This is a genomic window from Pseudomonas petrae (assembly GCF_021728295.1).
Lineage (GTDB): Bacteria > Pseudomonadota > Gammaproteobacteria > Pseudomonadales > Pseudomonadaceae > Aquipseudomonas > Aquipseudomonas petrae.
Genome location: NZ_JAKJXE010000013.1, coordinates 72,620 through 96,590, shown reverse-complemented (window position 1 = coordinate 96,590; position 23,971 = coordinate 72,620). Strand labels below are relative to the sequence as shown.

Sequence of the window (23,971 nt, the reverse complement as noted above, 5' to 3'; positions counted from 1 at the left end):
TTTACGGCCCTCCAAAGCAGATCAAGCGATCGGCCGTCTGCACTGCGTCGTGCAGCTGACCCAGCCCCGACAATTCCCAGGGTGCGGGGAGGTTCGCCGCAGGTCGCGAATAGCGCTCTGCTTCCTCAGCATTCAACACGCCCCGGCGCAGGGCTGCTGCAATGCAGACCACGCCATCCAACTGGTGGGTGATGACGAAATCACGCCACTGCACAGCGGTATCCGACTCATCCTGGGGCGATACGACATTGCCGGACGCGCTGTGCACGCCGTCCTGATAGAAGAACAGCCGGACGATTTCATGGCCCTGCGCCAACGCGGCTTTGGCGAACAGCAACGCGCGTCGGGAGGAGGGTGCGTGGGCGGGCGAATGCAGGGCGATGGCGAACTTCATGGGCGGCTCGGTGGGGCGCTGACAGGGAACATGGGCGCAATGATAAAGAATTCACGAACGCCGGACAGCAAAAAGCCCGCCGAAGCGGGCTTTTTGTTGAAGCGGGCAAACTGATCAGTCTTTGCTGCCCATGATGCCGAAGATCTGCAACAGGCTGATGAACAGGTTGTAGATCGATACATACAGGCTGATGGTCGCCATGATGTAGTTGCGCTCACCGCCCTGAATGATCGCGCTGGTCTGGAACAGAATGCAGACCGACGAGAACAGTACGAAGCCGGCGCTGATCGCCAGTTGCAGGCCGCTGATCTGGAAGAACATGCTGGCCACCACGGCCCCGAGCAACACGAAGAAGCCTGCGGTGATGAAGCCGCCGAGGAAGCTCATGTCCTTGCGCGTGATCAGCACATAGGCCGACAGACCGCCGAAGACCAGCGCTGTCATTGCGAACGCGGAAGCAACGACTTCAGCGCCGCCCTGCATGCCGATGTAACGGTTGAGGATCGGGCCGAGGATGAACCCCATGAAGCCCGTCAGCGCGAACGCCGAGACCAGACCCCACGCCGAATCGCGCAATTTGTTGGTGAGGAAGAACAGACCGTAGAAGCCGATCAGCACGACGAAGACGTTCGGGTAACGCACGTTCATCTGTTGTGCAACAAACGCCATGACGCCGCTGAAGGCGAGGGTGAGGGCCAGAAGGCCGTAAGTGTTGCGCAGGACGCGGCTAACCTCTAGCTGCTCGACCTGCACGCGGTTGTTGACTGCGTAATCCTGTTCGCGCATGGCGCTACTCCTGATGGTGAAAATGAAGGGTTTGAAACCTCAAGTTGCAAAGATCATAACAGAGGCGACGCAGCGCGCTAGCCGGAGAGTTTGACAGCTTGTTTCATTACGGTATTATGGCGCCCGCAAAGCGAGGGAGGGGTGGCAAAACCTTCCGACGCAAGATGCTTCGGGGAATTGGCAGAGTGGTTGAATGCACCGGTCTTGAAAACCGGCGAACGTTAATAGCGTTTCTAGGGTTCGAATCCCTAGTTCCCCGCCAAACACAGTAAAAAGCCCCGCATCTGCGGGGCTTTTTCGTTTCCGGGGTTTGGTTTTTGCGATGGGCCCTGAAGTCCGGGTGTCGGGGCAGCGATGGGCTAAAGCCGGAACTTGCCGACCATGTCGTTGAGCCGGACCGCTAGCTTCGACAGCTCGTTGCTTGCTTCCAGCGTCTGTCTCGCACCCTCGGTGCTCTGCATTGCCAAATCTCGAATGCTCACCAGGTTTCTGTCCACATCGCGGGCAACGTGCGCTTGTTGCTCCGAAGCCGTTGCAATCTGCATATTTCGTTCATTGATCTCCAGGACCGCGTCGGTGATCAGGCGCAGGGACGAGCCTGCGTCTTTCGCAGAGGTCAGCGTGCTGTAAACCTCCTGTCTACTTTTGTCCATGGACTCCACCGCAGCGGCAGACCCTGACTGGACCTTGGTGATCATCTGCTCGATTTCCTGAGTGGACAGCTGGGTCCGGTGCGCCAGTGCTCGTACCTCGTCTGCCACCACAGCAAAACCCCTTCCTTGCTCCCCGGCGCGCGCCGCCTCAATCGCCGCGTTCAACGCGAGAAGGTTCGTCTGCTCGGCAATGGCCCTGATGACGCTCAGCACTTTTGTAATATCGTCAGCCTGACTGGCCAGGGCCTTGACCTGTACCACAGAGTTGTCGACGAGGTCGGCGAGGCTCGTCATGGCCGTCACCGTGTTTACGACCCTTCGGTTGCCCTCTTCGGCGGATGTGCTGGATGACTTTGCGGCCTCGGACGTTGAGTTCGCATTTCTGGCAACTTCTTCTACTGCCGCACTCATCTCGGTGACCGCAGTGGCCGCCTGTTCGATCTCGCTGTTCTGTTTTTGAAGTGTGCGATCTGCGCTTTCGGTGATCGATGTCATTTCGACGGACGCGGTGCTCAGCTGGTCGGCCGCTCCCGATATTTCAGTGAGCGTGGTCTTTAAACTGCCCGCCATGAGATTGAGCGCAATCATCAAACTGGATATCTCATCCCGGCCCGTCACGGCGAGGACGCCGGAGAGGTCGCCCGTTGCGATTCGCTGCGCGAAGGTCAATGAGCTGGCGACCGGCTTTACGATGCTTCGGGTCAGAGCATAAGCCAGGCCTATGGTGAGAACCGAAGCAGCCAAAACAACAGAGATCAGAACCATGATGCTGTGGCTGTAAACTTCTGCAGCGCGATGCCCTGCGCTGACTGCGTTCTGTGAATTGATGTCACGCAGCTTCGTGAGCTCTGCTTGGTACTGCGTCGCGGTCTGCGCTTGCTCGGTGTTGGCGAAATCCAGTGCGGTTTGATGGTCGGATTTATTCAGCGCGATGATGTTTTTGACGCCTGATATGTATTTTTCCATCAGGCCATTTGCTGTCTGAAACTGCCTTTTATCTTCTTCGCCAGTGACCAGGTGGGCTCGGTAGTAACCCGTCTTGTCTTCGAGAGTGGCGATGTATTGAAAAATATTGTCGGTGACCTTGCGTTCTGCATCTGGGCCCGACACCGCCAATAATCGTATGCTTTCCAGCCGGGTATGCAGCAGTGCAATCTGGATATCGTCAATCACCTGAATGCTGGGAACCACGTCAGTTTCCAGGCTTTGTTCAGTGGCACGCATTTCATCAATTTGAAGGTACGCGAATACGCCTAGGCCTAGGAGGATCAGCGTAATCAGACCAAAGCAAAGCAGCGCCCTGGTCGAAATCTTAAAGTTTTGTAGTCGCATGGGGGTTTCTCCGGAGCTCCAAAGGAAGGCGCTGAGGTCCGTTCCAGCTATCAGCGTGTCTGCCGGATTTTCGATTACTTAAGGTACGCCCAGCGGATCAACAGGCCTATGGCCATCATGCCCGCGCGTTTGCGCAGTGCTGAATAATCAATTAACTAATTCTTCATTTAACGCTGCCAAGGCGTTTGCAAACGCAGCGAGCGGGAGGCGATTATTGCTTCTCGGGCTCGCCCCGAAATACCTGCCAACTATTGAGGAACACCATGCCGTTTAAAGACCTTTGCCTGGCATTGCTTGTCATCATTGCGTGGGGTTTGAATTTCATCGTCATCAAATACGGGCTGGACGGCTTGCCGCCGATGTTGCTGGGCGCGCTGCGGTTCACGCTGGTCGCGATTCCAGCGGTGTTTTTCATCCGCCGTCCGCAGCTGCCCTGGTTCTGGCTGCTTGCGTATGGCGCGACCATTTCCTTCGGTCAGTTCGCCTTCCTGTTCGAGAGCATGGCCCATGGCATGCCACCGGGGTTGGCCTCCTTGCTGCTGCAAGCGCAGGCATTTTTCACGCTGCTGTTCGCCGCGATATTCATCGGTGAGAAATTACGCGTTTATAGCGTGGCGGGCTTACTCATCGCCGCTGGCGGACTGACCCTTATCGGCATGGGCACGGGGGCTGCGACACCGCTGCTGGCGGTGGTGCTGGTTTTGTGCGCGGCTTCGATGTGGGCGTTGGGCAACATCATCACGCGCCGGTTTGGGAACGTCGATCTCGTCGCCCTGGTGGTCTGGGGTGCGATCGTTCCGCCGCTGCCGTTTCTCGCCATGTCGCTGTGGCTGGAGGGTCCAGTGCTGATTGAGCATTCACTGCTCAATTTGGGATGGAGTTCGGTGCTGTCGCTGGCTTATCTGGCCTTCGTTGCCACGCTTTTCGGCTACATCAGCTGGAGCAAGTTGCTGTCGCGCTATCCAGCGGGCAAGGTCGCGCCATTTTCGCTGCTGGTGCCTGTGGTCGGCCTCAGTTCCTCAGCGTTAGTGCTGGGCGAGCGACTGAGCGTGCTGCAATGCGCGGGGGGTGTGCTTGTGATGTTGGGTCTGACGGTAAACTTGCTTGGGCCCAAGCTGGTCAGCCGCGGGCGACGAGCAATGGCTTGATGGGGGGCTGGCGCTGACGTGAATTCGCCTCGCCAGAAATGGCTTGCCAATGGAAGGGGCGTCGAGTCCGCCCCTTCCAATCAGCTTACTGGGGAGCCGGGCCGAAGCGGTTATCGCCTTTTTGACCTTCCGTAGCCAGGAACACGATGTTGGCGAACGGCACAATGAGCCACCAGCCGCTGCGATCAGTGTCGTGCAGTCGGCGAACGCCAACGGCGAGGCCGGGTATCAATAACGCAAGGCTATAAACATTCGAGATCATTGAATGGCTGCCGATGATGGCGTCGACAACGGCAATCGCGATAGCGATCAGGAAGTTGATCAGGAAAAACATCCAGTATTCCTTGCGCCGCGCCCTCCCACTGAACACCGCGTACTTTTTCAGAACGTCTACATACCAGTGAAAAAAACCTGGCTGGGTGACAACGGCAGCGCTATTGCCGCCGCCTGCGTACGCCAACTGCGGCGCGCCGCACTGCGGGCACGTGACAGCACCATCACTGATTTCTTTTGCACAACCACTACAAAATGCCATTTGAATCTTCCTTTGATTAATTAACAGCCAGTCCAACGAAAATAAGCAGTGAGACACCCGATAACACAGTCCCGGCGATGGCCATGCCATAGCCCGGTCTTTTGGTGTTGATAGTGATGATCCCGAGAATCAGGGCGGCGACAGAGAACAGGCCCAAGCCCTGAATCGTCTCTGTGTCCCATTCATTTTGGTCGAAGAGCGCAAGAGTGCACACGATACTGAGCACGAGCGAAATGATTGCCATCCAGGGGGAGCCAACGTTTGCAGGGGGGAGTGTTGCTGAGGTGATTTGACTCGCGCCACATTGTGGGCAAGTGACTGCCGTTTCATGCAGCTCCTTTGCACAGCCACGACAAAATACCATCGCCATCTCATTTCCCTATATCAGAAAGGCTTGTGGGTGCTTGTCGGCACCCTGGCAGGAATCTTTAGAAAAAGATTTTGTAGGCGTTCTACTCGCGCTGTTCAGGACCAAGCATGCAGGTCGTTGCGGGACGCTCGCCTGCCTGCTCATCCCTTTACATTGCCAAGCCTGTGAAGCCGAATCAGAATCCTTAACAATTGATAACGCTTTGCATTAACATTTTATAAAAATATTGTTACGATCGGCGCCCTCATAGCTTTTCGCCATGCGGAACGTCGCTCGTCAGGGTGCCGTGCCGCAGATCAGCACGCCTTCGTCCTCTCCAGGAAGCACCCGATGCTACGTCCCGCCCTGCCTGCCTTGTCGGCACTTGTTGCCCTTGGTTTCTCCAGCCATTCCTTCGCAGCACCGACGCAGCAGGATTTGCCCGATCAGCCATCGGCGACATCGCTCACTCAACCGGGCAGTGCCAGCGGCAACTCTGCGCCGGGCGCAGTGGCGTTGGAAGGCTTGAGCATCAACGCCGATTACGGCATCGCGGGGCAGGCGACCACGGAGAATTCGGGTTCGTATACAACGGGTTCCATGAACACGGCGACCCAGCTGCCGTTGTCCATCCGCGAGACCCCGCAATCGGTGAGTGTGATCACCCGCCAGCGCATGGACGATCAGGGCATGAACGACCTGAACGACGTGGTGAAATACGCACCCGGCGTGACGCTGCACCGAACGGCGTCGGACCGTCAGGAATTTCTGGCGCGCGGTTTCAAGATCGACAACATCATGTACGACGGGCTGCCGAGCAGCATCAGCACCTACACTCAGGATGTGATTTCCGGCGCGGACCTGGCCATGTATGACCGCGTCGAAGTGGTGCGCGGTGCGACGGGCCTGATGACTGGCGCGGGCAGCCCGGCAGCGACGTTGAACCTGGTGCGCAAGCGCCTGACCGCCGTGCCGCAAGTGAGCGTGACCACCAGCGCTGGCAGTTGGGACCGTTACCGCACCGAGGTCGATGCGTCGAACACGCTCAACGATTCCGGCACCGTTCGCGGCCGCGTGGTGGCCGCGTACGAAGACGACAAGAGCTTCTCCGACATCCGCAAGAACCAGCGCCAGACCTTTTACGGGATTCTCGAAGCCGACCTGAATGATTCAACAACCTGGACCGTCGGCGCGTCCAAACAGCGTGACGACAACACCTCGGACTGGGGCGGTCTGCCCAGCGGTCCAAACGGCGAAGACCTGCACCTCAAGCGTTCGACGTTCCTCAGCAACGACTGGTCGTACTGGAACAAGGACAACATCATGTTCTTCACCGACGTCACGCACCGCTTCGACAACGGCTGGTCGGCCAAGCTCGCCGGGCAGAAGATCTGGGCCGAAGCGGATACCTTCTCCAGCTACATCGGCAACTACGACGGTCTGGGTTTTCAGCAGTACCACGGCAAGTACCGCGACGACGATGACCAGACCAACCTTGATGCGTCCCTCAGCGGGCCGTTTCAGATGTTCGGTCGCGAGCATGAGCTGGTCGTGGGCGTGAGCCACCGGCAGGAGAAGTTTCACCAGTGGGGCGGCTGGACCGACGGCACGCCGATCGATATCTACAACCCGCCCCATTCACTGCCCAAACCTGACGTCGACACCAGCCTGTACGAAACCCGTAACGCCGCCACCGAAGAAGGCGTATACGCCGCCGCGCGCCTGAACCCCATCGACCCGCTGCACGTGATCCTCGGCAGCCGCGTCAGCTGGTATGACTTCGACAACCGCGTCGGCAGTGGTGATTACAAGGTGGTCCGCGAAGTCACGCCGTACGCCGGCGTCATCTATGACCTGAACGAGACGTACTCGGCCTACGCCAGCTACACCGAAATCTTCAAGCCGCAGACCGAGATGGATTCGTCGCGCTCGGTGCTGAAGCCAATGACCGGCAAGAACTACGAGATCGGCCTTAAGGGCGAATATTTCGACGGCGCGCTGAATGCGTCGGTGGCGCTGTTTGAAATGGAGCAGGAAAACCGCGCGTATCTCGTCCAGGACCAGAACTCCACCAATTGCCCGAGCTTCCCGGCTTCCAGCTGCTACGGCGCAGCGGGCAAGGTGCGCAGCCGCGGAATCGACACCGAGCTGAGCGGCGCGCTGACGCCGGACTGGCAGTTCTCGGCGTCCTACACCTACGTGCTGAGCCAGTTTGTCGAAGACGGCACCAAAAGCAACGAAGGCAAACTGTTCGCCCCCGAACAGCCGAAGCATCTGTTCAAAACCGCGACCAGCTACACCTTGCCGGGCGAGCTGCACAAATGGCGAGTAGGGGCGGACGTGCTTGCCCAGAGCAAGACCTTCAACCGCGTCGGCGACGGCCAAGCGGATCAGGACGCTTACGGCATCGTCGGCCTGATGGCCGGCTACAAGCTGAACGAGCACTGGGACGGTCGGGTCAACGTCAACAACCTTTTCGACACACGTTACTGGCAGGGCATCCCGAAAGAGTCGGGCACCGGCGTTTACGGCGATCCGCGCAACCTAATGTTCTCGGTGAAGTGGACGCTCTGACCACTCGCCACACCCTGCATACCGTTTGATCGCAAAGCACGGCGATCAAACGTCCTCGTTCTGATCTTCCGCCAGCAAATCGAGCCCAGCCAAGGGCTCGATCAACTGCGCCCCCTCGTTGCGCACATTCCCGACCTCCTTGCCCACGGCATGCCAGTGAAAATCGCTGACCGGCCGGCAGCCTTCCTGCGCGATTTGCGCGAGCCGTGACGCCGGCGTCTGCGGGTCGACCCATTCCCGGGCGAGCTCGGGCGTCAGCACCAGCGGGCGGCGGTCGTGGATGTCGAGCATGCCGGCGTCGCTCGCAGCCGTGATGATGACGAAGCCGTCGCGTTCGTCCGGCTCAAGGCCGGGGCTGACCAGGCCCAATGCGGCGAAGTACATCGGTTGCTGGTCCTTCAGATGAATGAACCAGGGCTGCTTGCGCTTCGAATCGTTCGGGTCTTTCACCCATTCGTACCAGCCGTTTGCCGGGGCCAGCGCGCGACCATTCGGCCACAGGTCCTTGAAGAACTTGCCCGTCATCACCGTTTCGACGCGCGCATTGATCGGGTCGGGCCGTTTGCCTTTCGCCCAGTAGGGCGACCAGCCCCAGCGCACCTTGTCGACGCTCAAGCCGTCAGCGACAGGGCGGATGATTTCGACACGGGTGGTCGGCGCCACGTTGTAACGCTCGATGGGCCAGAGATCGTAGCCATTGATCACCAGCTGCTCTGGCGCCAGCGTCTTGAGGTAATGATCCATTGGCTCGTAGATCGAGTAGCGTCCGCACATGTGTCACCCGTCGAATTTTCCTGCTTACCAGATTGACCGCGCGCGGTTGAGAACGTTAACTGTATATACGTACAGTTAACAAACACAAGGTCAGTCTCATGAGTGTCACCATCCTTGGCCGATTGTCGGCGGCGGGCGAGCGATTTCCCCTTTATGCCTTTCAAGTGCCGGCGGGTTTTCCCTCGCCGGCGGCCGATCACATCGAGCGGCACATTTCGCTGGACGAGCTGTTCGACCTCCGCGCGCCCCATGTCTATCTCGTGAAAATAGAGGGCGACAGCATGCAGGGCGCGGGCATCTATTGCGGCGACCTGGTGATCGTCGACCGCAGCCTGTATGCCGAGCATGGCGATATCGTCATCGCCGCGCTCAATACCGAGCCGGTCTGCAAGCGCCTGCACATGCGTGGCAACGAGGTCATTCTCAAGTCCGAGAACACCAAATACCCGCCGCGCTACGTCATGGAGGGTGACGAGCTGCTGATCTGGGGCGTGGTGAAATACAGCGTTCGCGATCACGACAAGGTGATGCATTCGTGATGGAGAGGCTTTCTATATAAGGAAGGGTGGAGAGGGTGTGACTGCACGGGCTTATTGGAACCATTCAAGCGCCCGTGCCACACAGCATAAACCTCTCAGGATGACCTCCAATGCCGCCTGCCTTCAGCCCGTACCCGGGCGCTTTGCGTGTCGCTCGACCGATGCGCATTGCTTCACTGACTGTCGCGATGTTGTGTGCCGGCTGCCAGTCTTACGGCCCGCCCGAGGCGAGGACTGAACGCACGCCGCGCCTGGTGGCGGGTCTCAATCGCAGCGTTGAGCCGGTGGCCTTTTCGCGGCCGGCGCAACCCTACGACGGCAGTGATATCTGGCAGCGGATGGGACAGGATTTCCGTCTGGCCGACGATAACGGCGTCAACGAGCGCATTGTGCGGCAGCGCGACTGGCTGCTGGGCAACGCAGGCTTCATCCGCAATGCCAGTCAGCGGGCCAGTCCGTATCTGCACTTCATCGTAGAAACCCTCGATCAGCGTGCGATGCCGGCGGAGCTGGCCTTGTTGCCGATCATCGAAAGCGCCTACAACCCCAAAGCCAATTCGATCCGTGACGCGGCTGGGCTGTGGCAGTTCATGGCCGCCACCGGGCGCGATTTCGACCTGCGTCAGACCGCCTGGTATGACGGACGCCGGGACGTGGTGGCGTCCAGCAAAGCGGCGATGGATTACCTGACGCGTCTGCACGGCCAGTTCGGCGGTGACTGGCTGTTGGCGATGGCGGCTTATAACGCGGGGGAGGGCACGGTGAGCCGGGCCATCGACGCGAATCAGCGGCGAGGCCTGCCCACCGATTATTGGCACTTGAGCCTGCCAAAGGAAACCCAGGATTACGTGCCGCGCCTGCTGGCGCTGTCGTTGCTGGTGCGCGAACCGGAGACCTATGGCGTGAAGCTCAGCCCGGTGGCCAACGCGCCGTATTTCACGGTGCTGGAGCTTGCGCGACCGGTTGACCTTGAGCGCCTCGCCGCCAGTGCCGGCATCGATCGCTCGGTGCTGTTGAACCTCAATCCGGCGTTTCTGCGCAAAAAAACCGCCGACGGACCTTCCCGCCTGCTGGTGCCTCGCGACCAGTTCGAGCACCTTTCGGCCACCCTCGGCAAAATGACCGACGACGTGATGCACGGTAACGAGGCACTGGCAGTCAGTACTGCCACGGCGTCAGCGGGGATCGTGCGTCCCTGACACCACGCTTCAGCCGCAGGATTGTCCGCTTCGGGCCTAATTTTGGCAGCAATAAGCCGCTCTGTGGCCCCACTCTGTATCGGCGCGGACACATGGCATACGCCCTCCTTTCTGCCTCCGTCTGACCGCATGAGTTGTGGCAAGCCTATTTGCTAAATCGATTAACGAGAATCTCACCGAACTTTTGTGCGTTGTGTAAGAGCGCTGATACATCGTGGCCAGCCTCCGGCGAAGACACAATTAGAAACATTCACAGTGAAACCTACATAGCTTTTTGCGTGGGCTGTCTGCTCGCTACAAGTCGCCGGTCGTCGCTACCAACAGTTGGATCCATTATCAAATCAGCCGCACTGCGCAAACCTTTGCCTCGGATTTTGCGTACGTCATTAGGACGTGTGCCGAGTCGGACCCGCTAGATTCAAGGGTTCTGGACCTATACGCCGGAGTACAGTAAATCCTGTTCGGAAAACCGAGTTGGAACAGTCGGTTTTCCGAACGAGTTTAAACTAAGTGCGTTATTAATGAATGGATGATATTCAAGTTGCGCGATCCGCGAACGGTCACTTTCGATGCGAATCGAGTTATATAAGTTTTTACAGTGTTGGGCGGGTGAGTCGGGCGCAAAACTTAGTTAGTTGTCATCGTTGAACATGAGCGATATAAATACATTCAAAACGGACGGCGCGTTAACCACAACACACGGTTGATAATAGTATTACTAATTCAGTTCCAGGCTTCGGGCTACGGCAGAACAGTGTGCAACCAGAGCGACTGAGGCCAGGCGCACCATGGCAGAGCATAACCTGATGATTGTTAAGCTATTGTGATGCACGCCTTAGTCACCGCAGGCTTTGCCGTCCCGCGTAAGTCATCGTCCGGACGGGGGCAAGGGCTAAATTTAAATAGCTGTTTGAATGTTTGGCAGATAATTAGTTGTCGCCGTCAATAAAGTCAAAGTGCTATCACGGCTGGCCTTGTCCAGCGTGTGCAGTAAGTCTCGCCCCGTCGGGGAACTAAATTTAATTATTGCTGCCTTTGGAATGCGTGGTATTAATAAATCGCTTGCTCCCACTACGAGAGGTATCGATGAAAGAAGAAATCGATGTAAGCGAGTGTCCGTGTCAGCCTGAAACTGTGGCGCTGGATATCCAGCAGATAGCATTGAATACCGCAAACCTGAGTATGGATTTGCTGCTGTGCGGGGAGACAGGAACAGGCAAAGACACGCTGGCCAAACGTATTCATGACTTGTCCGGTCGGACAGGTTCTTTCATCGGCATGAATTGCGCGGCTATTCCGGAATCCCTGGCGGAAAGTCAGCTGTTCGGTGTGGTCAACGGCGCTTACACCGGTGTCAGCCGATCCCGGGAGGGGTACATCGAGGCGGCCTGTGGCGGCACGCTGTACCTGGACGAGATCGACAGCATGCCGCTGAACCTGCAGGCCAAGCTGCTGCGTATTCTGGAAACCCGCGGCATCGAGCGATTGGGTTCGACCGCGTTCATTCCGGTGGACCTTCGGGTCATCGCCTCGGCACAGCGCCCTCTGGATGAACTCGTGGAACAAGGGCTTTTTCGTCGCGACCTGTTTTTTCGGCTCAATGTGCTGACCATCCAGATGCCAGCCTTGCGCAAGCGTCGCGAACAGATCCTGCCGTTGTTCGACCAGTTCACCCAGGAAGTCGCCGCCGATTTCGGTTGCCCGGTTCCCGCGCTGGACAATCGCCTGGTGCAACTGCTGCTCAGCCACTCATGGCCAGGCAACATTCGCGAGCTGAAGTCGGCGGCCAAGCGTTTCGTGCTCGGTTTCCCGCTGCTGGGCGGCGATGCGTCTCCGGATCGCGATATGGAAACCGGCCTGAAGACTCAGCTGCGGGTCATCGAAAGAATGCTCATCGAAGACGCCCTCAAGCGTCACAAGCACAGCCTCGACGCGGTGGTGCAGGAACTCGAAATCCCCCGACGCACCTTGTATCACCGGATGAAAGAGCTGGGGATGAAGGATGCGGATGAAGCGGCGGTGATTTAGCGGGACCGGCTGTGTCAGCCCATGCAGTTGATTGAGTAGGACCGGCTTTAGCCAGGAAGGGGCCAGTGCGAGCGGCATCAGATTTGTGGTGTAGCGCCTGACGCTTTCCTGGCTGAAAGCCGGTCCCACCAGGTTCGCGGTCAGTAGGACCGGCTTTGGCCGGGAAGAGGCCAGTGTGAGCAACAACGGATGTGTGGTGTGACGCCTGACGCCTTCCCGGCTAAAGCCGGTCCTACAAAAGCGAATCCCGCCCACCCATCCAGTTCCACAAATACCTGTTCCATCAAGCGTGCTGTCTCGCAATGGACGCCTCGCAGCCAATCTCGCGCAGCCAATGTCGCGTAACCCTGAAATGCCAGAGGTCGTGGATGAGTGTGTACGAGTTAGGCGATGAACAGTTGGAGGACGACAATCAGGTGCCGAACCTGCGCGTGGTTGCGCGGAGTCTCGGCCAGTTGGGGATCGATCTGCTTTTGTCGGGTGAAACCGGGACCGGCAAGGACACAGTCGCCACCCGGATCCACGCGTTGTCCGGGCGCAAGGGACCGCTGGTCGCCATGAACTGCGCCGCCATTCCGGAATCCCTGGCCGAGAGCGAATTGTTCGGCGTGGTCAGCGGCGCTTACACCGGCGCCGACCGGGCGCGGGTCGGCTACATCGAAGCGGCACAGGGCGGCACGTTGTACCTCGACGAGATCGACAGCATGCCCCTGAGCCTGCAAGCCAAACTGCTGCGGGTGCTGGAAACGCGCTCCGTCGAACGGCTCGGCTCGACATCACCCATTGCCCTGGATATCTGCGTTATCGCCTCGGCCCAGCGCTCCCTCGACGAGATGGTCGAGCAGGGGCGCTTTCGCCGGGATCTGTATTTCCGCTTGAACGTATTGACCGTTACCCTGGCGCCGCTGCGCGAGCAGCGCGCCCGCATTCTTCCGCTGTTCACCCGTTTCGCTGAGGCGGCGGCGCAGGAATCGGGTATTCCGGTGCCAGAGACTACTGGCGTGCTGCGGCATGTCCTGCTCAACCACGACTGGCCGGGCAATATTCGCGAACTGAAATCAGCGGCCAAGCGTCACGTCATGGGCTTTCCGCTTCTGGGCGGCGAGGCCGGCGAGGAGGGCGAATCATCGGGCCTCAAATCGCAGTTGCGGGTGATCGAAAAAGCACTGATTCAGGCCGCGCTCAAGCGCCACAACAACAGCGTCGATGCCGTGAGCCAGGAACTCGACATCCCCCGTCGCACGCTCTACCACCGCATGAAAGAACTCGACGTCTGACCTTCTCTTACCCCGCTGCTTCTGGCGACACACCCTCCGTTCACACAGCCAGATCCGCAGCTCCCGGGCCCATCCTGAATTTTATTGAGCCACGCGCGGAACCGATCCTGAGGTCCGGGCCACCCATTGGCACCAAGCACTTTCGCTGGTGATGACTCAGGAGTGTTCGACATGAATCCAATCTCAATGGTCGGTGGTTTCGCCAACAGCGCTATCAACGCGGGTGGGCAAGTGGCTCAGCAGGCAGCCAGCGCTGTGACCAATGTTAAGCAGGAAGGCCAGATCACTGACGCCGCCGGCCCGTCCAAGGCAGAAGCTGCACAAAGCGCCGCCACCGAAAAAGCCGATGCAAGCCAGGCGCGCCTGATTGCCATGCAGACCGACGCCGACATCCGCAAGCAAACCAACGACGTCCTCAGCGCTATCCGCTCCGGCAAGGAAGACAGCGCCAACAAGGCGATCAGTGCCGAGGCGCAGAACGCCAAGGGCATCAGCTACTGATCGGTCCGAGCGCCCCCTGAAAAAGGGGGCATCCACCTGAGGATGGAGGTTTCATGCTAAGTCTCAATGCCAATACCAATCCGTTGCAAAACCTGCACATCGGCACTGTGGTGTCCCAGCCAGCGCTGGGCGGCGACAAGACCCCGCAGTCGCTCAAGGACGTGATCGATCAGCTCGCTCAGGCGCTGACCAAAGGCGGGCACCTGGACAAGGAATCGCCGCTGGGCCAGATGGTCGGCAAGCAGATGGAGAAGAACAACCCGTTGGCGTCCCTGATCGGCGGCAATCCGGACATGATCAAGGCTGCGCTGGGCGACCTGATCAAAGACAAGCTGGGCGAGAATTTTGGTGCCGCCGCCGATGCAGGCCAGGCGGGTGCCGGCGCGCCGGACCTGATGTCGCAGACCCTCAACGGTCTGGCCAAAGCCTCACTGGATGACCTGCTGACCAAGCAGGACAGCGGCACCACCTTCTCCAAGGGCGACATGCCACTGCTGGAAAAAATCGCCGAATTCATGGACCAGCGCACGGCCCAGGATCCGGGCAAATTCCCGGCGCCGGACTCGGGCTCCTGGAAGAACGAACTCACGGCCGAGGGCGACAACTTCCTCGACGGCAAAGAGACCGCTGCCTTCCGTTCTGCGCTCGACTCTCTTGGCGGTCAACTCGATCAGCAACAGAGCGGCCTCAGTGATGCCGGCGGCGGATCGCCACTGGGTAACCCACTCAGCAACCCGTCACCGACTGATCCATCGGGCGGCGGTGTGCAAACCCCGAACAGCCTGAATCAAGACCTCGGCCAACTGCTGGGTGACCTGCTGCAGAAGGGCGTCAATGCCAGCGTCGGCGGCGGCCTCGGCACGCCAGTGAACGATGCGTCCCAGTCGGGTGGTGCCGGCAACAGCGTGACCCAGGACCTGGGGCAACTGCTCAGCGGCCTGATCAAGAAAGGGCTGGAGGCTGAACAGAACGGTGCCGGCGTCAATGGCGCAGGGGGGCAGAACCCATTCGCCCAACACGATCAGCAAAACATGCTGGTCCAAGCTGCTTCCGCCCTTGTCTCGGCATTGGTGGGCGGCGGCAGCAGCAACAGCAACAGCCTGTCCTGAACCCAGCCGCGCCCCTCGACACCGTCTGCCGGAGAACCGCCGTGACCCTTTCCAATGTCAACCAACTCAAATCGCCGTCCACCGATCTTGAGCCGCGCCTGGATCAGGGATTGGTCAGCGGGCCTTCGCAGGCGGACGTCGATCTGTTCAACGCCGCCATGCGCCCCGAGCTGTCGATGCAGCAGAGCCATTTGTCCGAACAGATCGCCAGCGCGCTGTCGGACCGTCTTGGCGCCACCGACAAGCTGTCGCAGCAAGCGGCGCGCAAGATGAAACGGGCGTCCACCACCGACGACCCGCTGGAAATTTCCCAGATGAGCCGGTCGCTGTCGCAGTACTCGCTGCAGATGGCGCTGACCACCAAAGTCGTCAGCAAGAGCGCCCAGGCCCTCGACAAACTGACCAACCTGCAGTAGAGGCATGACGTGAACTACCTGACTGCGGGACTGATCTGCCTGATGCTGCTGCTCAGCGGGTGCAGCGATGACACGGACCTGTTCACCGGGATGTCCGAGCAGGATTCCAATGACGTGATCGCCAGCCTCGCCGACCAGCACATCGACGCGCGCAAGCGCAGCGAGAAGACCGGCGTGGTCATCAGCGTGCCGACCGCCGAGATCAATCGCGCGGTGCGGATCCTCGATGCCGCCGGCCTGCCGCGTCGTTCGCGCACCAGCCTGGGCGAAATCTTCAAGAAGGAAGGGGTGATTTCCACGCCGCTGGAAGAGCGCGCCCGGTACATCTACGCCTTGTCCCAGGAGTTGGAGGCGACGCTGTCGCAGATCGACGGCGTGATCGTCGCCCGCGTGCATGTCGTGCTGCCCGAACGCATCGCGCCGGGCGAGCCGGTGCAGCCTGCGTCGGCGGCGGTGTTCATCAAACACACCTCGGCCCTCGACCCCGACAGCGTGCGCGGGCGCATTCAGCAAATGGTCGCCAGCAGCATTCCCGGCATGTCCGGCGAGCCCCTGGATTCGAAGAAATTCGCCATCGTGTTCGTGCCGGCGGCGGAATTTCAGGACACCGAACGGCTGGTGAATTTCGGGCCGTTTCTGGTCGACAGCGCCAACCTCGACTTCTGGAATCGCATGCTGTGGCTCGCGCCGTTTGCCGCGCTGCTGCTGATTGCCTTGATTGTGTTGATCCTGCGCGGTGACTGGCGCAGTGCGCTGTTGCAACGCATCGGCCTGCGCCGCGGTGCACGGACGAGCATGCCGGTGCGGGCGTAATGCTCAGCGCCGAGGAGCACTGGATTCGCTGGTGGTGTGCGCCATGGGAATGGGCGCATGCCGACTGGATCGACGTGTTTGCCGACCATTGCGGCGTGACCCGCGAGGATTGCGCCGAGCTGCTGGGCACCCGCCACACTGTCTTTCTGCAGAGCGTCGGCGTGGTCCCGAGCCAACCGCCACCGCCCGTTGATTCGCTGATGCAATGGCTGCAACTGGATGATGCCCAGCAGCAACGGGCGCTGTCGTTGGCCGGCCGAATCTGCTTTGGCCAGGGCGGGCAGGCGACCGCTGACGACGCCGGGCATGTGCATGAGCCCTGGTGCCGCGCGGTGGCCAAGGCGCTGCGGCCCGGCTTATGGCTGGACGCTTCGGTGAACGATTCGCGCGTACTGCTTGCGGCGTGGGCGGGCGAGCCTTGCTGGTCGCGGCTGCGCCTGTCCTGGGCGCCGGCTGCCTTTCCGCCGCAGTGTGCCGAGCTGCCCGAAAACAAGCTGCAAACCCTGTGGCACTCGGTGTTATGGCGGGTGACGACGCCTTGATGATTGCGGTTACCTCATTGTCCTTCAGGAGCTGAACATGCTCGCCAAGCGTCGTCTCGTGTTGTCTTCATCCGCCGTGCTGGTCACCGACATCCTGCGTCGCGAAGACTTGGCCGGTACCGTGCTCGCCGCTGAGGTGCTGGACAACGCCCGCATAGAAGCTGAGCAAATTCTGGCCGCTGCCCACGCCCAGGCGCAGCACGAAAAGGATCAGGCGCTGGCGCAATTCTGGGACAGCGCCAACGGTTTTCTGCAGCAACTGGAGCAGCAACGACTGGCGTTGGCCGAGGAATCCATGGAGGCCGTGGAAGCCTTGCTCAATGAGGCGCTGGCCGAGTTGCTCGACCAGACCAGCCTCGCCGAGCGCAGCCGCGCGCTGATGAGGAATCTCGCCGCCGGCCAGACCGTCGAAACCAGGGCCGTGCTCAGCGCTCATCCGGCCATGCTCGACAGCCTCGGCGAGTGGTTGTCGGCCAGTCGATTCACCGATCACTGGCAGCTCAAGGGTGACCCGACGCTGGCGCCGCAGACCCTGCGCCTGAGCGATGCCAACGGCGCGTTCGACATCGACTGGGACAGTCTGCGTCGTGGGCTCGTGGGGCAATCGGCGCACACATGAGTTTTTCTTGACCCGGTTGTGACGGTTCATGGAACCGGAGCGGCCGCAGGTTCCACTCAGGGGGTGAATCCCTCAGTTGGAGCCACTGGCATGATCAGTTTCAAATCCCTGCAAAACCACCTCGATCACTCCTATTCCCGCGCCCAGGACGACATGCAGGACGCCGCCGAAACCGCCTCGGAAAGCGGGACCATGGAAGACTTCCAGGCGTTCAGCGATGCCTCGCAGCAGACCAACGTCGCCAACATGATTCTCAACGAAGGGTTGCGCGCCAAACACGGCATCACCAAAGCGATCATCGATGGAATTCAGTGAATTCAGCGCGATCCTCGATCAGTGGTGCGAGCGCCGTCCGCTCGCGCCGCTGGACTGCTGGATCGACGATGCCAACGCGCGACTGGCGGTGTCGGGCAGCGGCATTCGCCTGAGCCTCGATGTGCTTGATCCCTACGACGGCAGCGACCCGCAGCGCCTTGACGCAGTGCTGACCCAAGGCGGTGCCGGCGTGGCCTGTGCCTGCGAGGGCGGACTGGCCATCGACCCCGACACCCGCTGCGTGGTGTTGGTCAGTTGGGTCGCCGACCCCTGCAATCCCACGCAACTGCTCGAACGTCTGGAGCGCCTGGCCAATCAGCGCGCCGCGATGCTCAGCCTCATGCAAACCTCGATTCGCAGCGCGACCGCCTCGTCGTCGCGCTCGACCCTCAAAACCTGGCAACCGGGAGTGTGAAATGCGCAAGGCCTTAATGTGGTTGCCTTTGCTGATGATCGGCATCGGCGCGCCGGCGCTGGCAGCGGTGCCTGACGCCTGGAAACACACCGCCTACGCCTACGATGCGCGGCAGACCGATCTGGCCACCGCGCTGGCAGACTTCGCCAAGGAGTTCGGCATCGGCCTGGACATGCCGGCGATCCAGGGCACGCTGGACGGGCGCATTCGCGCGCAGAACCCCCAGGAATTCCTCGACCGGCTGGGTCAGGAACATCACTTCCAGTGGTTCGTCTACAACGAAACCCTGTACATCAGCCCGACCAGCGAGCAGACCTCGGCGCGCATCGAAGTGTCGCCGGAAGCGGTCGATGACCTGCAGCAGGCGCTGTCCGATGTCGGCCTGCTGGACAAGCGCTTCGGCTGGGGCGCATTGCCCGACGAAGGCGTGGTGCTGGTGCGCGGTCCGGCCAAGTACGTCGACTTCGTGCGCAATTACAGCAAGAAGGTCGAGGCGCCGGAAAAAGCCGAGAAGCAGGACATCGTGGTCCTGCCGCTGAAGTACGCCAACGCCGCCGACCGCACCATTCGTTATCGCGATCAGCAACTGACTGTGGCCGGCGTCGCCAGCATTCTCCAGGAGCTGCTGGAAAGCCGCTCCCGGGGCGAGTCCATCAACGGCGTCAACCTGCTGCAAGGGCAGGGCGCAGCTGGCAGTTCAATAAATGGCGGCAATAATTCCTCGGGCCTCAATTACGGCGGCATGGAGGGCCAGGGTTTCGACACCGGCGCCATCGAACAAGGGCTGGATAAGGTGCTGGGTTCCCGTGGCAAACGCGGCGGTTCCTTCAGTGAAGCAGCCGGCCGCTCGAAGATCCGCGTCAGCGCCGACGTGCGCAACAACTCGGTGCTGATCTACGACCTGCCCAAGCGCCGGGCGATGTACGAGAAGCTGGTCAAGGAACTGGACACGCCGCGTAACCTGATCGAGATCGACGCGGTGATTCTCGACATCGATCGCAACGAGCTGGCGCAGCTGTCCAGTCGCTGGAATTTCAAGGGTGGCAGCGTGAGCGGCGGCGCCAATCTGTTCGAGCAGGGCACCAGCACCACGCTGTTTATCCAGGATGCCGGCAAGTTTTCGGCAGACCTGCATGCCCTCGAAGGCAACGGCGCGGCGTCGGTGATCGGCAATCCGTCGATCCTGACCCTGGAAAACCAGCCGGCGGTGATCGACTTCAGCCGCACCGAATACCTCACCGCCACCTCCGAGCGGGTAGCGGACATTGTGCCCATCACGGCTGGCACCAGCTTGCAGGTGATTCCGCGCTCCCTGGACCAGAACGGCAAATCCCAGGTGCAGCTGATTGTCGACATCGAAGACGGCCAGATCGACACCTCGCAAATCAACGAAGACCAGCCGGCGGTGCGCAAGGGCAACGTGAGCACCCAAGCGGTGATCGCCGAGCATGGGTCGCTGGTGATCGGCGGATTCCACGGGCTGGAAACCACCGACAAGGTCAACAAGATCCCGCTGCTGGGCGACATTCCGGTCATCGGCAAACTGCTGTTCCAGTCCCGCAGTCGCGAGCTGAACCAGCGTGAGCGGCTGTTCATCCTCACGCCGCGGCTGATCGGCGATCAGATCAACCCGGCGCGCTACGTGCAGAACGGCAACCCCCACGACGTCGATGACCAGATGAAGCGCATCAAGGAACGTCGCGACGGCGGTGAACAACCGACCCGCAGCGACGTGCAGAACGCGTTCACCCAGCTGCTCGACGGCGTGACCCCACTGGGCTTTACCAGTGGCGAGACCCTGCCGTTCGAAGCCGACAGCCTGTGTGATCCGGGCGTCGGGCTGACCATGGATCGCCAGCGTTCGCAGTGGTTCACCCGCAAGGACTGGGGCATCGCGGTGGTCGTGGCGCGTAACACCACCAGCAAGCCGGTGCGCATCGACGAAAGCCGCTGTGGCGGTCGCTGGGTGATGGGTGTCAGCGCCTGGCCCCATGCGTGGCTGCAGCCGGGGGCCGAGAGTGAAATCTACATTGCCCTGCGCCAGCCGCAGGTGTCGAGCAAGGCCAAACAGAACCGACCTTCGCTGCTCAAGGGGGCTACACGATGAACCTGCGCGGTTTGCTTTTGCTGTTTCTGGTCACCGCCACGTTGGCCGGGTGTGCCACCCACGGTTGCTCGGGTTATTCGTGCAAGCGGCCGGATTCCAATGACCGGGAGCTGGTGATCTGGTGGCCGCCGGACATGCGTCAGGGGATCGATGAGCGTGACCATGAGCAGGATTTTACTGTGGTGCCATTGAAGGACTGAGCATGATTCGGGTATCGGAAAAATCAGCGTTTTACGCCCACGTCGCCGCTGAGCGTGCGGCGATCTGGCCGGTGGCGACGGGTGTGGCGTTTGTCAGTCGACGTGAGCACCGGGACTGGGGCATCGCGCTGCATATTGAGGGCCGGGCGTTGCGCCCCGAGCAGTTGCGCGATGCACTGGAGCGGCGGTTTTCGCAGGCGGAGTTGTTCAACGACTTCTTTTTGTTTTTGGATGTGCAGCGGGATTTTGTGGTCTGGCATGCGGTGCCCGATGCGCAGGGGGCGGCGGTGAGTCTGGACAGTATTCGTCGGCAGGAGCTGGAGCTGGCGGGGTTGGGGCATCTGAGTGATGCTTTGCAGTAGCGCGCTCGCGGGGCTCGCTTTCAAGATCAAGAGCGTCTGCCTGGGGGCAGACGTTTCGCCTTCGGCGAGTTACTTGGAAAAGCACCCCAAGTAACCAAGGGTGCTTGCTCCTGGTTTGGCCCCTCCTGCGTCGGGGTTCCTTCACTCCGGTCTCGCTCCGTGGGCCCGCCGCCATCCGCCATCCATGGCGGGGGGCGGCTCTCGCGGCATCCATGCCGCTCGGCCCACTCCGCGAGACCTCCGTTCAGCCTGCACCAAAGTCGCGATTGGCGGTGTCTGGGCTTTTTGTGTACGAAGATCAAAAGCAGATCAAAGGCTTCCCGGCTGAAGCCGGTCCTACGACGTGCGCGTTGTGATGATCGTTCCCACGCTCCGCGTGGTAACGCAGCCCCGGACGCTCCGCGTCCCGCAGACGACGCGCATCAAGGCCTGGGCAGGTGACGCGGAGCGTCACAGGATGCATTCCCACGCGGAGCGTGGGAACGATCAGAAGTGGCTGCGACCTCGACTGTAGGACCGGCTTTAGCCGGGAAGCTTTTGCTCTTGCCTTTGCTTTTGATCTTCTACGCAGGAAGTCCAAGCGACACCTATCGCGACTTGGGTGCAGGCTGAACGCAGGTCTCGCGCAGTGGGTCGAGCCGCATGGATGCGGCGAGAGCTGCCCCCCGCCATGGATGGCGGATGGCAGCGGGCCCACGGAGCGGGACCGGAGTGAAGGGACCCCGAGGAACGAGGGGCCCAACCAGGAGCAAGCACCTTTGGTTACTTGGGGTGCTTTTCCAAGTAACTCGCCGAAGGCGAAACAGTCTGCCCCCAGGCAGACGCTCTTGCTCTTGATCCTAATCAAACATCATCAATCCGAATGACCTCGTCCGTCACTTCTTCCAGCTGCCGCACGATCTGATAAATATTCGCCACCGCCAGCAGCGTCGTCCGCGGGATGTACTTGCCCGCCTTGACCTTATAAAGCGTCCGCGCCAGCCAGATACTCTGCACCACCGGAATCCCCGCCTTCTTCGCCCGCGCGATCAACGCCAGCGCCTCATCATCCTCACCCTTACAGTGAATCTGCGGCAGCGGCGTCGTGCCCGGACGGTAATACAGCGCCACCGCATAATGGGTCGGATTCACCACCAGCATGTCCGCATCCTCCACCGGCTTCGGTGGCGCAGTCGGTGCCTGGTTCAACAACTCATGGGCCAACTGCCGACGATGCCCCTTCACATGCGGGTCACCCTCCGACTGTTTGTATTCCTTCTTGATGTCCTCATGGCTCATCCGCAGCTTCTTCGCGTGGAAGTACTTCTGCAGCGCAAAATCGACTGCGCCGATCACCAACAGCAACCCCAGCGTCGCCCGCAAGATATGCCGGAACACCTGCAACAGCGCATGCCAGTACGTCGTCAGGTCCGTGCTTGACAGCAAAATCAGCGTGCCCAGCGACGGCTTCACCACCACATACAGCGTCGCCGCGATGGCCGTGGCTTTCAGAATGCTGAGCAGCAAGGTCGTCAGGCTCTGCGCCGAGAACATCTGCTTGGCGTGAGCGAACGGGTTGAGCTTGTTGAAGTCCAGCTTCAGCGCCTTGGGCGCAAACAGAAACCCGATCTGTATCCAGCTGCCCACCAGCCGCATCAACATGGCGACGCCGACGCTGCTCAGAATGAAGCCGATCAGCACACTCGCGCCTTCGCTGGCGACCTGCTCCAGCGTATGCATGAAGGGCTGGCCAACGCCCAGGAACGACAGCGTCATCAAGTGCAGCAACCGCGCGACGCTTTCATCCGCCAGGCCGAAAGTCACTTCGCTGACGACCAGCAGCACCAGCAGTTTGCTCAGGTCCTGGCTCTGCCCGACCTGGCCCTTTTCGCGGGCGTCGCGCAGTTGTTTGGGGGTGGCTTTTTCGGTTTTTTCGCTCACGGCACATGCACCAGTTGGCCGAGCAAATGCTTCAGCTCGGCGAGCTGCATGATCTGTCCGTTGCCCAGTTCCAGCAGCGTCGGCAGGTAGATGAGCAGGAAGGCGATGCCCGCCATGCTCTTGGCCGGCATGGCCAGAATCGACACGTTCAGTTGCTGCGCGTACAGGCCGATGATCGCCAGCGCGGCCTCGATCAACAGCAGCAAACCAATGAACGGCGCTGCGTAGAGCATCATGTGCTGGAGGGTCTGGTTGAGTTGTTCGAGAAACAGGTCGAGCCCGTCGACGGTCATGCCGGGCAGCCAGGCGGTGGGCGGCCAGACCAGATAACTGTCCCAGATCACTTGAGTGATCAGCGACAAGCCGCCAGACAGAATCACCAGCATGATCAACGTTTCCTGAAACAGCTCGCCGAGCGGCGTCGCGTCGGGCCCCAGCGCGGGGTTGAGCTGGCCGCCGCTCAAGGCGCCGCGCTGGCTGTCGAGCAGCGCGCCCACCGAGGCGAACATCCAGAACGGCGCGTACAGCAACAGGCCGAGCAGGGTGCCGAGCACGGCCTCTTTGAGCAGCAGCGCGCCGATGGAAAACCAGTCGTCGTTCATCCCCGACAGCGCGCGGCTGATGCTCGGCGCCGGCACCATCGACACCACCAGCACCACCGCGTAACGCAGCGGGCCCTTGAGGTATTTGAAGCAGAACGCCGGTACCAGAATCATGCACGGCAGGATGCGCGCCGCCGCCAGCCCCATGCCCAGCATCAGTTCGAACAGGCCCTGGGCGTCGAAGGGCATCTAGTGCGCGCCGCCGGACCGGGCGATCAGGTCGAAGGCCAGATTGATGAACTGGATCAGTTCGACACCGATCCAGCGCCCGGTCATGGCCAGGGTCAGGCCGACGGCGGCGAGCTTGATGCCGAAGGGCAGGGTCTGGTCCTGAATCTGCATCAGCGCCTGCAACAGCGAAGTGATGACGCCGACCAGTACGGCGACCCCCAACGGCGGCGCCGTGAGAATCACCACCAGAAACATACCCTGCTTGAACAACGCCAGCGCTTCCATCACTGC

Annotated in this window: 24 protein-coding genes, 1 tRNA gene and 3 pseudogenes; 18 read left to right on the top strand and 10 right to left on the bottom strand. The window is 60.6% G+C overall.

What is annotated here, in order from left to right:
* Nucleotide 1 precedes the first annotated feature (1 nt).
* Nucleotides 2-394: a sulfurtransferase complex subunit TusD gene (gene tusD / locus L4G42_RS20920; protein ID WP_237252321.1), complete on the bottom strand. Its 393-nt coding sequence runs from the start codon at nucleotides 392-394 to the stop codon at nucleotides 2-4.
* Between the two features lie 114 nt (nucleotides 395-508).
* Nucleotides 509-1,180 (bottom strand): Bax inhibitor-1/YccA family protein, encoded by a 672-nt coding sequence (locus tag L4G42_RS20915; protein WP_237252322.1) that lies wholly within the window; start codon nucleotides 1,178-1,180, stop codon nucleotides 509-511.
* 171 nt (nucleotides 1,181-1,351) lie between these two features.
* Between L4G42_RS20915 and L4G42_RS20910 the strand changes: the two genes are divergently transcribed.
* Nucleotides 1,352-1,442, top strand: a tRNA-Ser gene (locus L4G42_RS20910).
* A gap of 97 nt (nucleotides 1,443-1,539) precedes the next feature.
* On the opposite strand, the pseudogene L4G42_RS26445 reads toward L4G42_RS20910, so the two are convergent.
* Both L4G42_RS26445 and L4G42_RS26440 read right to left on the bottom strand, forming a co-directional pair.
* Nucleotides 1,540-2,139 (bottom strand): annotated as a pseudogene (locus L4G42_RS26445) (methyl-accepting chemotaxis protein); the annotation flags it as partial.
* 258 nt (nucleotides 2,140-2,397) lie between these two features.
* A pseudogene (locus L4G42_RS26440) lies at nucleotides 2,398-3,165 on the bottom strand (MCP four helix bundle domain-containing protein); the annotation flags it as partial.
* A 263-nt stretch (nucleotides 3,166-3,428) separates the two neighbouring features.
* Here L4G42_RS26440 and L4G42_RS20900 point away from each other — a divergent pair.
* Nucleotides 3,429-4,313 (top strand): EamA family transporter, encoded by an 885-nt coding sequence (locus L4G42_RS20900; protein WP_237252324.1) that lies wholly within the window; start codon nucleotides 3,429-3,431, stop codon nucleotides 4,311-4,313.
* 85 nt (nucleotides 4,314-4,398) lie between these two features.
* On the opposite strand, the gene L4G42_RS20895 is transcribed toward L4G42_RS20900, so the two are convergent.
* Complete coding sequence (locus tag L4G42_RS20895; RefSeq protein ID WP_237252468.1) at nucleotides 4,399-4,848, bottom strand: DUF805 domain-containing protein; 450 nt, start codon at nucleotides 4,846-4,848, stop codon at nucleotides 4,399-4,401.
* Nucleotides 4,849-4,864: 16 nt separating this feature from the next.
* Complete coding sequence (locus tag L4G42_RS20890) at nucleotides 4,865-5,218, bottom strand: DUF4190 domain-containing protein (RefSeq protein ID WP_237252325.1); 354 nt, start codon at nucleotides 5,216-5,218, stop codon at nucleotides 4,865-4,867.
* Between the two features lie 330 nt (nucleotides 5,219-5,548).
* Here L4G42_RS20890 and L4G42_RS20885 point away from each other — a divergent pair, with 330 nt between their 5' ends.
* Nucleotides 5,549-7,771 (top strand): TonB-dependent siderophore receptor, encoded by a 2,223-nt coding sequence (locus tag L4G42_RS20885; RefSeq protein ID WP_237259769.1) that lies wholly within the window; start codon nucleotides 5,549-5,551, stop codon nucleotides 7,769-7,771.
* Nucleotides 7,772-7,816: 45 nt separating this feature from the next.
* On the opposite strand, the gene L4G42_RS20880 is transcribed toward L4G42_RS20885, so the two are convergent.
* Nucleotides 7,817-8,545 (bottom strand): SOS response-associated peptidase family protein, encoded by a 729-nt coding sequence (locus tag L4G42_RS20880; protein WP_237252327.1) that lies wholly within the window; start codon nucleotides 8,543-8,545, stop codon nucleotides 7,817-7,819.
* Between the two features lie 98 nt (nucleotides 8,546-8,643).
* Here L4G42_RS20880 and L4G42_RS20875 point away from each other — a divergent pair, with 98 nt between their 5' ends.
* The 15 genes and pseudogenes from L4G42_RS20875 (at nucleotide 8,644) to L4G42_RS20805 (ending at nucleotide 20,987) form a co-directional block, all read left to right on the top strand.
* Nucleotides 8,644-9,084, top strand: coding sequence for a LexA family protein (locus L4G42_RS20875; protein WP_237252328.1), 441 nt, complete (start codon nucleotides 8,644-8,646; stop codon nucleotides 9,082-9,084).
* 110 nt (nucleotides 9,085-9,194) lie between these two features.
* A pseudogene (locus L4G42_RS20870) lies at nucleotides 9,195-10,167 on the top strand (transglycosylase SLT domain-containing protein); the annotation flags it as partial.
* Between the two features lie 1,202 nt (nucleotides 10,168-11,369).
* Entirely contained in the window at nucleotides 11,370-12,311 is a 942-nt protein-coding gene (locus L4G42_RS20865; protein WP_237252329.1) for a sigma 54-interacting transcriptional regulator, read from the top strand.
* Between the two features lie 368 nt (nucleotides 12,312-12,679).
* Complete coding sequence (locus L4G42_RS20860) at nucleotides 12,680-13,588, top strand: sigma 54-interacting transcriptional regulator (RefSeq protein ID WP_237252330.1); 909 nt, start codon at nucleotides 12,680-12,682, stop codon at nucleotides 13,586-13,588.
* A gap of 171 nt (nucleotides 13,589-13,759) precedes the next feature.
* On the top strand, nucleotides 13,760-14,089 hold the full coding sequence (locus L4G42_RS20855; RefSeq protein WP_272904034.1) for a type III secretion system major pilin HrpA: 330 nt from the start codon (nucleotides 13,760-13,762) through the stop codon (nucleotides 14,087-14,089).
* Nucleotides 14,090-14,142: 53 nt separating this feature from the next.
* On the top strand, nucleotides 14,143-15,198 hold the full coding sequence (locus L4G42_RS20850) for a harpin HrpZ family protein (protein WP_237259770.1): 1,056 nt from the start codon (nucleotides 14,143-14,145) through the stop codon (nucleotides 15,196-15,198).
* Nucleotides 15,199-15,239: 41 nt separating this feature from the next.
* Nucleotides 15,240-15,614: a type III secretion system inner rod subunit SctI gene (gene sctI / locus L4G42_RS20845; protein ID WP_192134532.1), complete on the top strand. Its 375-nt coding sequence runs from the start codon at nucleotides 15,240-15,242 to the stop codon at nucleotides 15,612-15,614.
* A 9-nt stretch (nucleotides 15,615-15,623) separates the two neighbouring features.
* Nucleotides 15,624-16,427: a type III secretion system inner membrane ring lipoprotein SctJ gene (gene sctJ / locus L4G42_RS20840; RefSeq protein WP_237252335.1), complete on the top strand. Its 804-nt coding sequence runs from the start codon at nucleotides 15,624-15,626 to the stop codon at nucleotides 16,425-16,427.
* Complete coding sequence (locus L4G42_RS20835; RefSeq protein ID WP_237252337.1) at nucleotides 16,427-16,969, top strand: type III secretion protein; 543 nt, start codon at nucleotides 16,427-16,429, stop codon at nucleotides 16,967-16,969. The genes sctJ and L4G42_RS20835 overlap by 1 nt, the downstream gene beginning before the upstream one ends.
* 37 nt (nucleotides 16,970-17,006) lie before the next feature.
* Nucleotides 17,007-17,588, top strand: a complete 582-nt coding sequence (gene sctL, locus L4G42_RS20830) for a type III secretion system stator protein SctL (protein WP_237252338.1) — start codon at nucleotides 17,007-17,009, stop codon at nucleotides 17,586-17,588.
* Nucleotides 17,589-17,678: 90 nt separating this feature from the next.
* Nucleotides 17,679-17,903, top strand: coding sequence for a type III secretion protein (locus L4G42_RS20825; RefSeq protein WP_065989219.1), 225 nt, complete (start codon nucleotides 17,679-17,681; stop codon nucleotides 17,901-17,903).
* Nucleotides 17,890-18,318, top strand: coding sequence for a type III secretion protein (locus L4G42_RS20820; protein WP_237261176.1), 429 nt, complete (start codon nucleotides 17,890-17,892; stop codon nucleotides 18,316-18,318). Before L4G42_RS20825 ends, L4G42_RS20820 begins: the two co-directional genes overlap by 14 nt.
* A 1-nt stretch (nucleotide 18,319) precedes the next feature.
* The gene (gene sctC / locus L4G42_RS20815; protein WP_237252342.1) at nucleotides 18,320-20,425 is read left to right on the top strand and encodes a type III secretion system outer membrane ring subunit SctC; all 2,106 of its coding nucleotides are present in this window, start codon (nucleotides 18,320-18,322) and stop codon (nucleotides 20,423-20,425) included.
* On the top strand, nucleotides 20,422-20,625 hold the full coding sequence (gene hrpT, locus L4G42_RS20810) for an HrpT family type III secretion system protein (RefSeq protein ID WP_074891941.1): 204 nt from the start codon (nucleotides 20,422-20,424) through the stop codon (nucleotides 20,623-20,625). The genes sctC and hrpT overlap by 4 nt, the downstream gene beginning before the upstream one ends.
* A 2-nt stretch (nucleotides 20,626-20,627) precedes the next feature.
* The gene (locus L4G42_RS20805; RefSeq protein WP_192174800.1) at nucleotides 20,628-20,987 is read left to right on the top strand and encodes a type III secretion protein HrpV; all 360 of its coding nucleotides are present in this window, start codon (nucleotides 20,628-20,630) and stop codon (nucleotides 20,985-20,987) included.
* 843 nt (nucleotides 20,988-21,830) lie between these two features.
* Here the strand turns inward: L4G42_RS20805 and sctU are convergent.
* Genes sctU through sctS form a run of 3 tightly spaced genes read right to left on the bottom strand, consistent with a single transcriptional unit; the run spans nucleotide 21,831 to nucleotide 23,965 of the window.
* Complete coding sequence (sctU, locus tag L4G42_RS20800; RefSeq protein WP_237259771.1) at nucleotides 21,831-22,907, bottom strand: type III secretion system export apparatus subunit SctU; 1,077 nt, start codon at nucleotides 22,905-22,907, stop codon at nucleotides 21,831-21,833.
* Complete coding sequence (gene sctT / locus L4G42_RS20795; protein WP_237259772.1) at nucleotides 22,904-23,698, bottom strand: type III secretion system export apparatus subunit SctT; 795 nt, start codon at nucleotides 23,696-23,698, stop codon at nucleotides 22,904-22,906. Before sctT ends, sctU begins: the two co-directional genes overlap by 4 nt.
* Nucleotides 23,699-23,965 carry a type III secretion system export apparatus subunit SctS gene (gene sctS, locus L4G42_RS20790; RefSeq protein WP_065989232.1) on the bottom strand — a complete coding sequence of 89 codons (267 nt, stop codon included), beginning with the start codon at nucleotides 23,963-23,965 and terminating at the stop codon, nucleotides 23,699-23,701.
* Between the last annotated feature and the right edge of the window lie 6 nt (nucleotides 23,966-23,971).

Bases quoted from the DNA above. Each gene is read 5' to 3' on its own strand.
- tusD (WP_237252321.1), bottom strand. From the start codon at position 394: ATGAAGTTCGCCATCGCCCTGCATTCGCCCGCCCACGCACCCTCCTCC.
- L4G42_RS20915 (WP_237252322.1), bottom strand. From the start codon at position 1,180: ATGCGCGAACAGGATTACGCAGTCAACAACCGCGTGCAGGTCGAGCAG.
- L4G42_RS20900 (WP_237252324.1), top strand. From the start codon at position 3,429: ATGCCGTTTAAAGACCTTTGCCTGGCATTGCTTGTCATCATTGCGTGG.
- L4G42_RS20895 (WP_237252468.1), bottom strand. From the start codon at position 4,848: ATGGCATTTTGTAGTGGTTGTGCAAAAGAAATCAGTGATGGTGCTGTC.
- L4G42_RS20890 (WP_237252325.1), bottom strand. From the start codon at position 5,218: ATGGCGATGGTATTTTGTCGTGGCTGTGCAAAGGAGCTGCATGAAACG.
- L4G42_RS20885 (WP_237259769.1), top strand. From the start codon at position 5,549: ATGCTACGTCCCGCCCTGCCTGCCTTGTCGGCACTTGTTGCCCTTGGT.
- L4G42_RS20880 (WP_237252327.1), bottom strand. From the start codon at position 8,545: ATGTGCGGACGCTACTCGATCTACGAGCCAATGGATCATTACCTCAAG.
- L4G42_RS20875 (WP_237252328.1), top strand. From the start codon at position 8,644: ATGAGTGTCACCATCCTTGGCCGATTGTCGGCGGCGGGCGAGCGATTT.
- L4G42_RS20865 (WP_237252329.1), top strand. From the start codon at position 11,370: ATGAAAGAAGAAATCGATGTAAGCGAGTGTCCGTGTCAGCCTGAAACT.
- L4G42_RS20860 (WP_237252330.1), top strand. From the start codon at position 12,680: ATGAGTGTGTACGAGTTAGGCGATGAACAGTTGGAGGACGACAATCAG.
- L4G42_RS20855 (WP_272904034.1), top strand. From the start codon at position 13,760: ATGAATCCAATCTCAATGGTCGGTGGTTTCGCCAACAGCGCTATCAAC.
- L4G42_RS20850 (WP_237259770.1), top strand. From the start codon at position 14,143: ATGCTAAGTCTCAATGCCAATACCAATCCGTTGCAAAACCTGCACATC.
- L4G42_RS20835 (WP_237252337.1), top strand. From the start codon at position 16,427: ATGCTCAGCGCCGAGGAGCACTGGATTCGCTGGTGGTGTGCGCCATGG.
- sctL (WP_237252338.1), top strand. From the start codon at position 17,007: ATGCTCGCCAAGCGTCGTCTCGTGTTGTCTTCATCCGCCGTGCTGGTC.
- L4G42_RS20825 (WP_065989219.1), top strand. From the start codon at position 17,679: ATGATCAGTTTCAAATCCCTGCAAAACCACCTCGATCACTCCTATTCC.
- L4G42_RS20820 (WP_237261176.1), top strand. From the start codon at position 17,890: ATGGAATTCAGTGAATTCAGCGCGATCCTCGATCAGTGGTGCGAGCGC.
- sctC (WP_237252342.1), top strand. From the start codon at position 18,320: ATGCGCAAGGCCTTAATGTGGTTGCCTTTGCTGATGATCGGCATCGGC.
- hrpT (WP_074891941.1), top strand. From the start codon at position 20,422: ATGAACCTGCGCGGTTTGCTTTTGCTGTTTCTGGTCACCGCCACGTTG.
- L4G42_RS20805 (WP_192174800.1), top strand. From the start codon at position 20,628: ATGATTCGGGTATCGGAAAAATCAGCGTTTTACGCCCACGTCGCCGCT.
- sctT (WP_237259772.1), bottom strand. From the start codon at position 23,698: ATGCCCTTCGACGCCCAGGGCCTGTTCGAACTGATGCTGGGCATGGGG.
- sctS (WP_065989232.1), bottom strand. From the start codon at position 23,965: ATGGAAGCGCTGGCGTTGTTCAAGCAGGGTATGTTTCTGGTGGTGATT.